General features: G+C 44.8%; 12 protein-coding genes and 1 pseudogene. 5 read left to right on the plus strand and 8 right to left on the minus strand.

The genetic code is table 11. The annotated features are described in order from the left end of the window. The first annotated feature begins 22 nt into the window (after positions 1–22). The 4 genes from dusA (at position 23) to AC0L6V_RS06635 (ending at position 3,934) form a co-directional block, all read left to right on the plus strand. A complete protein-coding gene (dusA, locus tag AC0L6V_RS06620) occupies positions 23–1,048 on the plus strand; it encodes a tRNA dihydrouridine(20/20a) synthase DusA (protein WP_409419567.1) in 1,026 nt (341 codons plus the stop codon). Between the two features lie 5 nt (positions 1,049–1,053). After that, positions 1,054–2,004, plus strand: a complete 951-nt coding sequence (tal, locus tag AC0L6V_RS06625) for a transaldolase (RefSeq protein WP_265220930.1) — start codon at positions 1,054–1,056, stop codon at positions 2,002–2,004. Positions 2,005–2,071: 67 nt separating this feature from the next. Next, entirely contained in the window at positions 2,072–2,593 is a 522-nt protein-coding gene (locus AC0L6V_RS06630; RefSeq protein WP_265220929.1) for a sugar O-acetyltransferase, read from the plus strand. Positions 2,594–2,809: 216 nt separating this feature from the next. After that, complete coding sequence (locus AC0L6V_RS06635) at positions 2,810–3,934, plus strand: PQQ-dependent sugar dehydrogenase (protein WP_409419568.1); 1,125 nt, start codon at positions 2,810–2,812, stop codon at positions 3,932–3,934. Positions 3,935–4,047: 113 nt separating this feature from the next. Here the strand turns inward: AC0L6V_RS06635 and AC0L6V_RS06640 are convergent, their stop codons facing one another. From AC0L6V_RS06640 to hrpA, 4 genes and pseudogenes are all read right to left on the minus strand, one after another. Further along, positions 4,048–4,422 carry a GGDEF domain-containing protein gene (locus AC0L6V_RS06640; protein ID WP_265220927.1) on the minus strand — a complete coding sequence of 125 codons (375 nt, stop codon included), beginning with the start codon at positions 4,420–4,422 and terminating at the stop codon, positions 4,048–4,050. Then, positions 4,415–5,062 carry a hypothetical protein gene (locus AC0L6V_RS06645; RefSeq protein WP_265220926.1) on the minus strand — a complete coding sequence of 216 codons (648 nt, stop codon included), beginning with the start codon at positions 5,060–5,062 and terminating at the stop codon, positions 4,415–4,417. Before AC0L6V_RS06645 ends, AC0L6V_RS06640 begins: the two co-directional genes overlap by 8 nt. A gap of 18 nt (positions 5,063–5,080) precedes the next feature. Then, complete coding sequence (locus AC0L6V_RS06650) at positions 5,081–5,947, minus strand: MlaA family lipoprotein (RefSeq protein WP_265220925.1); 867 nt, start codon at positions 5,945–5,947, stop codon at positions 5,081–5,083. A 70-nt stretch (positions 5,948–6,017) separates the two neighbouring features. Further along, positions 6,018–9,944: pseudogene (gene hrpA / locus AC0L6V_RS06655) on the minus strand (ATP-dependent RNA helicase HrpA). A 195-nt stretch (positions 9,945–10,139) separates the two neighbouring features. Between hrpA and cysK the strand changes: the two are divergent. After that, positions 10,140–11,105, plus strand: coding sequence for a cysteine synthase A (gene cysK / locus AC0L6V_RS06660; RefSeq protein WP_409419570.1), 966 nt, complete (start codon positions 10,140–10,142; stop codon positions 11,103–11,105). A gap of 118 nt (positions 11,106–11,223) precedes the next feature. On the opposite strand, the gene AC0L6V_RS06665 is transcribed toward cysK, so the two are convergent. The 4 genes from AC0L6V_RS06665 to AC0L6V_RS06680 all read right to left on the minus strand — a co-directional run bounded on the left by AC0L6V_RS06665 (position 11,224) and on the right by AC0L6V_RS06680 (position 12,492). Then, positions 11,224–11,472 (minus strand): hypothetical protein, encoded by a 249-nt coding sequence (locus tag AC0L6V_RS06665; protein ID WP_111607345.1) that lies wholly within the window; start codon positions 11,470–11,472, stop codon positions 11,224–11,226. 72 nt (positions 11,473–11,544) lie between these two features. Continuing rightward, a complete protein-coding gene (locus tag AC0L6V_RS06670; RefSeq protein ID WP_409419571.1) occupies positions 11,545–11,892 on the minus strand; it encodes a type II toxin-antitoxin system HicB family antitoxin in 348 nt (115 codons plus the stop codon). Next, on the minus strand, positions 11,889–12,119 hold the full coding sequence (locus AC0L6V_RS06675; RefSeq protein WP_409419856.1) for a type II toxin-antitoxin system HicA family toxin: 231 nt from the start codon (positions 12,117–12,119) through the stop codon (positions 11,889–11,891). The genes AC0L6V_RS06670 and AC0L6V_RS06675 overlap by 4 nt, the downstream gene beginning before the upstream one ends. After that, positions 12,076–12,492: a UPF0158 family protein gene (locus AC0L6V_RS06680; RefSeq protein ID WP_409419572.1), complete on the minus strand. Its 417-nt coding sequence runs from the start codon at positions 12,490–12,492 to the stop codon at positions 12,076–12,078. The genes AC0L6V_RS06675 and AC0L6V_RS06680 overlap by 44 nt, the downstream gene beginning before the upstream one ends. Positions 12,493–12,514: the final 22 nt, after the last annotated feature.

The following is a 12,514-nucleotide window of genomic DNA, read 5'->3' on the forward strand; positions in this document are numbered from 1 at the left end:
GAACTTATTCGATACGTACACAATGCCATTAGATAATGGGGTAACCCCAGTAAATTCAAGCACTAAGCTTGATCGCCGATTTTCTATTGCCCCAATGATGGAGTGGACGACAAGCGACTACCGAGTTTTCGTTAGAACACTTAGCAAAAATACGCTGCTGTATACCGAGATGGTGACGACGGGGGCTTTGCTGCAAGGCAATCATCCTGAAAGATTCCTACGATACGATGGTTGCGAACACCCTATTGCTCTTCAATTAGGCGGGTCTGATGCGATTGCGTTGGGTAAATGCGCAAAAATGGCGGAGCAAGCGGGTTTTGATGAGGTTAATCTTAACGTCGGCTGCCCGAGCGATAGAGTTCAAAACAGTTTGATTGGTGCGTGTTTGATGGCTCACCCTGATAAGGTGAAGGATGCCATGCGTGCCATGCAGGACAGCTGTACTATTCCTGTGACCATTAAGCATCGCATTGGTTTAGACGACCAAGAAGAGTACAGTGTGGTACGAGATTTTGTTGGTGATATTGCGACAACTGGTGTGAAGACCTTTATTGTCCACGCTCGTAATGCGATTCTGGCGGGCTTAAGTCCGAAAGAGAATCGTGAAATACCACCGCTGAAATACCATTATGTGCATCAGTTGAAGAAAGATTTCCCAGAGCTTGAAATCATTATAAACGGTGGCATAAAAACAGTAGAAGAATGCCAAGAACAATTAGCGCATGTCGATGGTGTGATGGTGGGCCGTGAGGCTTATCATAACCCTTGGATATTGAGCCAAGTCGACAATGTATTATTTGGCGGTCAGCCGTTGGTTCATGATCGCTACGAGGCGCTAGAAGCTTTCGTTCCTTATGTTGAACGTAAGCTGCAAGAAGGCGAACGCTTAATGCACCTAACCCGACATATTTTGGGTATCTTTCAAGGCGAAGCCGGCGGCAAACAGTTCCGTCGCTACCTTTCTGAAAACGGTCATAAAGCCGACGCACAGATAAATGTATTATTAGAGGCCATTGATTTGGTCAAACATCATCAACGCAAAGGATAAGAGCAATGAGCAATAAGTTATCTCAATTGAAAGAGTTCACGACCATTGTGGCCGACACGGGCGATATCACGGCGATCAAAGATTTTCTACCACAAGATGCGACTACTAACCCATCTTTGATGCTTAAAGCCGCACAAATCCCTGAATACGCTCCTTTTATAGATCAAGCCATCGCTTGGGCTAAAACACAAAGCAACGACAAAGATCAGCAAATTCTAGACGCTGGCGACAAGTTGGCCGTGATTGTTGGTACCGAAATCCTAAAGTACATTCCTGGTCGTATTTCGACTGAAGTGGATGCACGTTTGTCTTTTGACAAAGAAGCGACACTAGCGAAAGCACGTAAACTGATTGCGCTATATGAAGAAGCTGGCGTGTCTCGTGACCGCGTGTTGATTAAAGCAGCGTCTACTTGGGAAGGCATCAAAGCCGCAGAAGAACTAGAAAAAGAAGGCATCAACTGCAACCTAACCTTGTTGTTCTCTTTTGCTCAAGCACAAGCCTGTGCTGAAGCTGGCGTTTACCTGATTTCTCCATTCGTTGGTCGTATCCTTGATTGGTACAAAAAATCGACTGGCCAAGAGTACACAGCTGAGACTGATCCAGGTGTTGTATCTGTGACTGAAATCTACAACTACTACAAACAACACGGTTACAAGACCGTTGTAATGGGCGCGAGTTTCCGTAACATCGGCGAAATCGAGCAGCTTGCTGGCTGTGACCGTTTGACTATCAGCCCTAACCTGCTTGAAGAATTGAAAAAAGACGAAGGCAAACTTGAGCGTAAATTGGTTCCAGCGACCAGTGTGAAAGCGGCACCTGCTGCGATCACAGAAGCGGCATTCCGTTGGGCAATGAACGAAGACGCCATGGCGACAGAAAAATTGTCTGAAGGCATTCGTAACTTCGCAGCGGATCAGCGTAAGTTAGAAGTGACGCTAGCGTCTATGCTATAAAATAGAAGCAAGTACGTTAAAACGCGACCTCGGTCGCGTTTTTTATTTCTCACCAGAAGAACAAAAGATGACCGAAACAACAGAATTTGAAAAAATGATCCATGGCGAAACATTCAATGCGATCGACCTAGATCTTCGTCTACGCAGAGAAGCCGCTCGTCTTGCTTGTGCTAAATTCAATGCACATCCAAGCAAAGGCAACCTTCGTCACGTCACCCGCTTGTTTGCAGAATTTGGTAGTGTGGTGATTGAACCGGGCTTTCAATGCGATTATGGTTCGCAAATTCATCTTGGCGAACGGGTCTTTATTAATTTCCACTGTGTTTTCCTCGACAGCGCCAAGATCAAGATTGGTGACGATGTACTCATCGGGCCGGGCGTGCATCTTTATACGGTAGATCACCCAAGAGACGCCGAACAACGCGCCTCTGGCGAATGCTTTGCGCGCCCTATTACCATAGGTAACAAAGTCTGGATTGGCGGCGGAGCAAAAATCCTCCCTGGCATTAAGATTGGCGATAACGCTATTATCGCTGCGAATGCGGTGGTCACTCGACACATCGCCGATAATGAACGCTACTTTGGATAACCAATCGATACGCTTTTATGCGCTCACTCGCCAATGCACTTTTTTGCACAGTCCTAGCAAACGTCCTTTGTTAAAGCCTTATTTTCGGCTTACCTGAATACTTCATTCAACTAGGTAAGCAATTGGCAATTGCTAAGGAAATGCTCGGCTCTCCCCGCCTGTTTCGATTATTTGCTATATACTTCAGTCAAATTAGCAAATTAAAGAGGTTGCTTCATGAAAACGTGGATTCTATTTTTAGCCAGTCTATTGGCACTAGATGCGAACGCCTCAAAAACCATCGTAGACGGTTCACTTAATGTTGAAGAAGTCACTCAGTTTGACGGCACGCCTTGGGGCATTGCGCTATTGAATGACCAAGAAGCTATTGTCACCGTTAAAAAAGGTGTGGCTTACAAGGTAAATTTGGCCAATGGCAAACAACAAGCCCTAAATGGATTACCTGAAGTGGATAATCGAGGCCAAGGTGGACTGCTGGATGTCGCCAAATCCCCTATTTTCGATGAGGAGAAATGGGTCTATTTTACTTACTCAAAACCGACCGATGAAGGCGCAAAAACCACGTTAGCCAGAGCCAAACTGATCAATAATGATTTGACTAAATGGCAGGATTTATTGGTGTCAGACTCAGCCAGTTCCGATTCAAAGCACTTCGGTGGTCGCATAGCGTTTGACGATAAAGGACACGTGTTTTTCTCCATTGGTGACCGCGGCGTGCGTGAAAACGCTCAGAATCTTAACAACCATGCTGGCAGTATCATTCGTCTTAATTTAGACGGTAGTGTGCCAGCGGATAATCCGTTTGTCACACATGCCAATATCCGCAATGAAATCTGGAGTTATGGTCATCGTAACCCTCAAGGCCTTTTCTATGACACGGATACGCACACTCTTTGGTCAAATGAACATGGTCCAAGAGGTGGTGATGAGATCAATCTTATTCGCCCGGGCGCTAACTACGGCTGGCCGATCGTGTCTCATGGTAAAGAGTATTGGGGACCAGTTAGCGTGGGTGACGGTGTCGAAAAAGACGGCATAGACAACCCTATCAAGGTGTTTATTCCTTCCATCGCGCCAAGCAGCTTATTGCGTTACAAAGGTATGCTATTTTCTAACTGGAACGGGGATTTTCTCTCGACAGCGTTGGCACTACGGCACTTAAATAAAGTGAAAATTGAACAAAATGGCGACAGCACCGAAACTCGCTATTTGGAAGATCTCGATGAGCGCCTTCGCTCTATTGCACAAGATTCCACAGGAGCGCTGTACATCGGTACGGACTCAGGGAAACTTTTAAAAATAACATTAGCAATCGAAAGTAGCCTCAAAAAAGTGGGCTAAGTGTTCATTAAGCACTCATAAAAAGAAAAGAAAAAAGTCAGAGTCAGGAGCCTCTATTAAGCTCCTCACTCTGACTCTATTAGACCACTACAAATTACACTGATAGAACAATTTTAATCGGTTAACACAATACGGTTACGACCCAGATTTTTAGCCATATATAAGCGTTGATCAGCGAGCCTATACAGAGACTTAAAATCCCCCTCATCTTCAAGACTGTAAGATACACCAATGCTGATCGTGTAATGAATAGCTAGGTCATCCAGATGAAACACTGTATCTTGCACGTATTTGCAAAAAGAGGTTGACCAGTCTTTACTAATCCCAGCGGGCATCAATACACAGAACTCTTCTCCACCTAAGCGAAAAAGCTGATCATGGTCATCGACATGTGCTCTAAGACGCTCAGCAAAGTCTACCAATACAGCGTCGCCCACATCGTGCCCATGGGTATCATTAATCTTTTTAAAGTTGTCTAAATCAATCAAAACAAGGGCTAAGGCCCACCGCTTGCTGCAGCTGAAATTGATAATGCTGGCTAATATTACGGCGATTAGCAAGCCCCGTTAGCGGATCCGTAGACGCTATTTTCTTTAATGTATATAACATCTTTTTGTGAACTCGCTCAGCCCCGTGTGTTAATCCCCACAAGAAGACATAAGCGAAGCTCAAATTGATCACCACACTGATCAACTCTTTTCCAAAATCACTGTAGAACCGCAGATAGAGAATACTGCTCACTAGACATAAGCAAACACCACTTAACCAAACACCAGCTTGCTTACCTAACATCAAGTAGGAAGTCATTGGGAAGATCAACACCCAGACTTGTCGTCCAGAGTGCAGTGGTGAATAGCTTATGCCGGTCAAAATACACGCAAAAATAAACGCGACATAAATAAATATGCTCCATTTATAAAAGCGTGACTCTTTAGAACTGAACCACAAAAAAATGGTCAACATCAGCAAAACGATTTCAATCAATGCCAGCTGATATTTCGCCATCGATAGATTCACCACTATTAGCACTGAGCAAGCCGTTCCAATAACCAGCAAAAAACCTTTCACTAGAGCGTCATTAAAAAGGGCTTCATTAAACCAATGCGATGTCGACAGTTGTTTATTCATTCCATACCATATATTACGTTATTCAGACCAACTCGAGTCCGTGGAAAAATCACCCTCTGATAAAACATCCGTCTCTTCGCTGGTAGATGAGCCATCTCCCCAACTGTCACTCGATGCTTCATCACCCCAACTATCTCCTGCTGCGTCTTCACCCCAGCTATCGTTAGCGGGATCAGGGGTTTCAATCGCTTTATTTTTCTTCGGCGGATTGCCGTCATACACATCGTAAGCTCGACTTTGCAAGTAAACATCACGAATGAAGCTATATCGATCGCCAATGATCATGGATTCGGCGCTGAGCAAACGCGCGCGCGTTTGCACAACATCTAAGGCTAATAAACCAAGCTCCTCATCATCATTTAAGTCGAGGATACTTGTTTCATCAAGGTAGGTATATTTAATGGCTAAACCTGAACCATCACGCACAGTAGAAGGACCAAAAAAAGGTAGTACAAGATAAGGACCAGAAGACACCCCCCAGTAACCTAGGGTTTGTCCAAAGTCTTCATCGTATTTCTTCAACCCCATTTCACTGGCAACATCAAAAATCCCAAACCAGCCTGCTGTGCTGTTAATCAAAAAACGAAAACTGGATGAAGCTGTCGCGTCCCACTTTCCTTGTAGAAGGTTGTTAACAATATTACCGATTTCACCTAAGTTAGAGAAAAAATTACTTACGCCCTTCTGAACAGGATTCGGGGTAACGGCCTTATACCCTTCAGCAATAGGCTTTAAAACAGCACCATCTACCGCATCATTAAAAGTAAACATAGAACGGTTAAAACCCTCCCATGGATCTTCTTTGGTTTCTACTGGCACCTGCGCACAAGATTGCACAAGCAACAACAAAGAGCCAAAAAGTAACGTTCCTATTGCTTTCAACATTTTCAGTACCCTTAACGTATAAGACTTCACACAGCGTCTGACTAAAAAAAACAAAACCTTATCTATAACATCAAACCAATTTTTTCACTTCTTGCCATTGCTTATTTAAGCGTTTATCTGAGATAGGCTCTAGCGTACCAACCGATTGAGCAAACAAGGAAATACGATATTCTTCTAGCATCCAGCGATACTTAATCAACTCAGGGTCATAAAGCGCTTTTTCATCATGGGCTTTTTTCTGACGAATATAGGTCTGCCAAAGACCTTCCAACTCAGACACGTACTGATTCTCTTTGTTCAAATGATTTTGAAAACGTTCCAAGCGTACTTCAATTCCTTTGAAATAGCGCGGTAATTGCCCCAACCAAAACAACGGCGTATTACCAATAAACCCTGGATAAATTAAGTGTTCTAACTGCACTTTAATATCACCGTAGATACGCGTCCATGGTAAAGGAATACTGCCTTTCATTCTCTTAGCAACGGCTTGATAAGAAGATAATACTCGATAAAGCTGCTCTGCCATGTCATTCGCGACACTGACTAATTGTGATTTATGACTGACCACACAGCTTTCAAAATCGGCTTTTGTCCGTGGCAAAGTCCGCCCATCTAAGAAGACTTTATCTAGCACCGCATTCAGAAGATCATCCAATAACGCTTCTTTTTGACCTAATGGCGAAAAAATTAACATGGATTCTTTTAAGTGCGGTAGGTTCTTTTGCAAGTAGCGCATTTCTTTACTCAAGGTTAACTTGAGTAATGTGATCACGCCTTTTCGATGAGTTTCCACAGCGGTATTTTGGTCATCAAACATTTTCAATGACACATGATCGCCTTGCGACACCAGCGCAGGAAACGCCGTTACCTTAATGCCCGCTTGTTTGATCTCTTGACGCTCTGGAATGCCCTGCTCTGGCCATGTTGTTAAGCCTTCTTGTTCATGCTGTTTAGTACCAAACTTCGCGAAGCTTTCTTCAACCAAATCGCTAAACTGAGTTTGAAGTTGTGCTAAGTTTTTCCCTACACCAAGCACTTTTCCTCGTTCATCCACCACTTCTAAATTCAAGGTTAAATGAGAGTCTAGTTTTTCCGCATTCCATTCATTGAGCGGAATATCAATCAAGGTCTCGCGCTTGATTTGCAAGCTCAACTGCTCAAGTAAATCGCCTTTTTCTTTCGACAAGTTGGGATAAACACGATCTACAAACTGCGGAATTGGTACAAAGCGGCGACGTAACGCTTTGGGTAAAGCACGCAGCAAGGCTTCGCAGCGCTCTTTGATAAAACCGGGCACCGCCCAACCTAAATCCTCTAGATTCAGCTGACGCAACAAGCCAACGGGGACTTTTAGAGTCGCACCATCAGATTCTTGACCGGGTTCAAATTTATAATCAATCGGTAAGGCGACGCCATTCAATCCAAACGAATCGGGAAAGGCCATGTCATCGACTTTCACATCTTGATTTACCAAGTCATCCCGAGTCATTAATAAAGCATCGGGGGAGGTTTTAACAAAATGCTCTAAGCTTTTGGTATTGTGCACATGACTAGGCAAACGCTGATTGTAGAAAGCGAAAACCGTTTCGTCATCGACCAGAATATCCCGTTTTCTAAGCTTGGCTTCTTGGGTTTCTAGGGACTCAATTAGCGCTTGGTTCTTGCGATAATAGGCCTGTTTGGTGCGCAGCTCACCTTCCACCAGCCCAGAACGAATGAAAATCTCTCGAGCTTCTTCTGGATTGACGTGTCCATAATCAATTCGGCGTTTTGCCACAATCACCAAACCATAAAGCGACACTTGCTCATGGGCCATGATGCGGCCTTGATTACGCTCAAAATGCGGATCAAAGTATTGACGTTTTACAAACGGAGCGGCGTATTCTTCGATCCAAGCGGGATCAATACGAGCCGTCACACGCGCATAGAGCTTACTGGTCTCCACCAGCTCGGCCGCCATAATCCACTGAGGCGGTTTTTTGAATAACATGGAACCTGGAAAAATCGCCAATTTACGCGAGCGACAACCCAGCATTTCTTTGCTGTCTTCTATTTTATTGGCCACTTGCGTAAACATACCCGCCAACAAAGCGCGATGTATCGCTTCGTAATGACGCTCTTCATGGTGCACTTCTTTAAAGCCTAGCTGCTTACAGGCAATCATGATTTGGCGATGAATATCGCGCCACTCGCGCATACGCATGAAGTTCAAAAATTGCTTACGGCAATATTGACGTAACTGGTTCTGCGATAGCGCTTGACGCTGTTCTTCAAACCGCTCCCATAAATTCAAGAATACGGCGAAATCAGAGTCTTCGTCTTTATCGACCGCGTGGGCTTGATCAGACTGGGTTTTCTTATCTTGGGGACGCTCACGAGGGTCCGGAATGGACAAGGCGCTAACAATAATCGCTACTTCTTTGAGCACACTGTGCTGCTCGGCGGCGATCAAGATTCGCCCTAATTTCGGGTCAATAGGTAACTTAGCCAGCTGACGACCAATCGGCGTCAGTCGCTCTTTATGCAACGCCCCCAACTCCGTCAAGGCGCGATAACCATCGTTGATCATGCGCTTGTCTGGCATTTCAACAAAAGGGAATTTTTCTACCGCGCCCAACTTTAGATTGGCCATCTGCAAAATAACCGACGCTAAGTTGGTACGGAAAATTTCTGGGTCGGTAAACTCGGCACGGTTGTTGAAATCCGCTTCGTCATAGAGTCGAATACAAATACCGTCCGCCACACGACCACATCGCCCCGCCCTTTGGTTGGCGCTGGCTTGGCTGATTTTTTCAATGGGCAGTTGCTGAACTTTTGAACGTACACTGTAACGACTAATGCGCGCTAAACCTGGGTCAATGACGTAGCGAATCCCCGGTACTGTCAATGACGTTTCTGCCACGTTGGTCGACAAGACAATACGACGCCCAGAGTGGGATTTGAAAATACGTTGTTGCTCACTGGAGCTCAATCGAGCATAAAGCGGCAACACTTCGGTATTGCGCAACTCGGCACGACGCAAGATCTCAGCGGTTTCGCGAATTTCTCGCTCCCCTGGCAAAAACACCAAAATATCCCCTGCACCGCGATAGCCAGATTGACGCTCTTCGGCAATCAACAGCTCTACCGCATCAAGAATGCCTTGCTCCATGCTTTGGTCTTCGTCTAGCTCTTCAGAATCCGACTTGCTCATCAAGGGCTGATAACGCACTTCTACCGGATACGTACGGCCAGACACCTCAATAATGGGCGCATTATCAAAGTGCTTAGAGAAACGTTCAACATCAATAGTCGCTGAGGTAACAATGACTTTTAGATCGGGTCGAACCGCCAACACTTGCTTCAAATAGCCCAGTAAGAAGTCTATGTTCAAGCTGCGCTCATGGGCTTCGTCAATAATAATGGTGTCGTACTTATACAAACGCTTATCTTGTTGGATCTCGGCCAGCAAAATACCATCTGTCATCAGCTTGATAAGCGTTTCTTCGTTGCTTTCATCACTGAAACGCACCTGAAAACCTACTTGCTCACCCAGCTTAACTTGTAACTCATCGCTGATGCGTTCCGCCACGCTACGCGCCGCAATTCGCCTTGGTTGTGTGTGTCCAATAAGACCTGCGATACCGCGACCTGCTTGCAAACACATCTTAGGCAATTGCGTGGTTTTACCTGAAGCCCGTTTCACCCGCAATAATCACCACTTGGTTTTCTTGAATCGCCTTGATGATTTCATCGGCACGAGCGGCCACAGGCAAGCTTTCGTCGTAAGTGATTTTTGGCAAGCGACACAAACGCGTTTGATATAAGGTCTCAGACTGTTCAATGAGCGCATTCAACTCAGACTGCATTTTGTCAAAAGGCAAACCGTCTTTTTGACGCTTGGTAAGCTGTGCTTGTTTTTGATCAATAAGATGACGATCGCGCGTCATTACGGCATTTGTCGACATGATAAGTAAATTTGTATCCTTTAACTTGGCGCAGAGAAAACAGTAATGATAAGTAACGCGCCGTTGGTATTAGAGGGCTTGGCACTAAATGGCAAACAACCAGCTTAGTGGTGGTAAGAAAACCTCTATCGATATAGTTGTAAATTCTAACATCAATCCCAAGGTAAGGGTTATAGTGATCAACATTAGCAACGTATCTAATACGTTGTTTTCACCCTCAACAGACCAATAAAAAAGGAAATGGTATGTCTCATCAAGTATTCGAAGATAACTCTCTTACCATTGGCAACACGCCACTTGTACGTTTAAACCGTATTGGCAATGGCAATATTTGGGCCAAGCTCGAATCTCGTAACCCTGCTTTTTCAGTAAAATGCCGCATTGGCGCCAACATGGTGTGGGATGCAGAAAAGAAAGGCATTCTGACAAAAGGCAAATCCATTGTGGAAGCGTCGAGTGGTAACACAGGCATTGCCTTGTGTTTCGTTGCCGCGTCTCGTGGTTATCCGATTACCATCACTATGCCATCCAGCATGAGTATTGAACGCCGCCAAGTCATGAAAGCGCTTGGTGCGACGATCGTCCTAACGGAACCCGCAAAAGGCATGAAAGGCGCAATTGCTAAAGCCGAAGAAATTGCTCAAGACGAAAACTTCGTTTTACTGCAACAATTCAACAATCCAGCCAACCCTGAAATTCATGAAAAAACCACTGGCCCAGAAATTTGGCAAGACACTAATGGCGAAATTGATGTATTTGTTGCTGGCGTTGGCACTGGCGGTACTATCACAGGCGTGAGTCGTTACATTAAAAACACTCAAGGCAAGGCCATCATCAGTGTGGCAGTAGAACCCACCAGCTCGCCTGTTATTACACAAACCCTAAACGGCGAAGACCCAACACCGTCACCACACAAAATCCAAGGCATCGGTGCAGGCTTTGTACCAAAAAATCTAGACCTTTCGATGGTTGACCGTGTAGAGCAAGTGACAAACGAAGACGCCATTGCTATGGCAAAACGTTTAATGCGTGAAGAAGGCATCTTGTGCGGCATTTCTTGTGGTGCTGCCGTGGTTGCCGCAGAACGCTTGAGCCAATTGGCCGAATTTAAAGACAAGAAAATCGTCGTGGTTTTGCCAGACTCAGGCGAGCGTTACCTATCAACCGCTTTGTTTGAAGGTGAATTTACCGACAACGAATTGGTTCAGTAATCATTAACATTGATAACCCCCTCCCGACCTCCCCCTTAGTAAGGGGGAGGAGCAAACGGCTTCCCTCCCCTTATGTCTTCCAAGGGGAGGGTTAGGGAGGGGTCACTTTTTTACCCAATTAATGCGGTTTCTTCGTACCATAACGCACCATGTCTTTGCCATTCTCAAAAACATAAGGGGTTACCCAGCGCCCTAACAATAGCTGCTGATTATCATCCAGCACCGCCACAAACGGACGACCATTGGCATTGTTTGTTGCCAACGCCACGCCCGATACATTATTCAATCCCAAACCACCCGCTTCTATTAAACGCAAAAACGTCTCAAGCTCATCAAGGGTGTCAATTACATCATTTTCATTAATCATTCGTTCTACTCTGTTACATCAATAATGACGTCAGGATAACAGTTTTTGAAGCATGATAAAAACGAGACGTAGCTAACCCAATCTGTACTGATTCGTCTTTGCTATTTTCTCTCGGATAGCATCACAAACAAAAGCATTTAAACTTTGACCTTCAGCTGCAATAACGGCTTCTCGATGCAACGCCTCACCAGTTCTAATATTAAATGAGCCTTTACAAGGCTTTTGAGCCTCACGCCCAAGCTCTTCACAGGATAAAAGGTATTCATCTACCGAACGACGAAACTCAACTTCAAGCTCTTTCAACGTCGTCGCTTCATAGGTTACTGTGTCACGAATGAAAGCAAGCTTGCCAAAAAGCGTATTGCTTTCCAGCTCCGGTTCAATAGTGCCTAAATAATCTTTATATCGCAGATAAGTCATAACCAACCTTCTTGTATCAAATGCAGCTTCACCGATTTTAAAGCGCCGCCTTTCAGCTCATTCTTAGGGTGAGGTTTATGTAGCAATTGCATGGCATCTTTACCTTTGTGGTAAAAACGAACTCGCGAGACTGCCATTTCTTTCTTTTCATAGCCCAGCGGAGCGAGTGCCTTGATTGGTTTGTTAAATGTCGCTGCTAAAATTGATATTGTTTGCTTTGCACCAATCTATTGTCGCTTGCTTTAACGCTAACTCTTCGTAGGTATACCAAGCATCTAGTAACTCTAATGATCCTAATAAATCTTTTAAGCGAGAGTATGCTCCTTGCTTACGAAACATGTCATAAACAGTGTCGAGATGCTCTGGAATCTTCTCTGATGTAAAACGAATTACCAGATGCTTGCCTAAATCTAATTCGCGTTTATCCGGTATTTGCAAATACTTATCACTGTCATACAAATCATCTGGTATTGGTTCTTCAACCGCATCACCGATGTAATATATAGCACCACTTTCAGTATCAAGGTAAGCCTCGCTGTCTCCGCAACCAGAGGAAGCAAACTCAATAGCCCATTCTATGTCATCTAGTTTTACTGTCATAAAATCTCTTGGGGACAAAATA

It is taken from the genome of Marinomonas sp. G8-14, assembly GCF_055808935.1.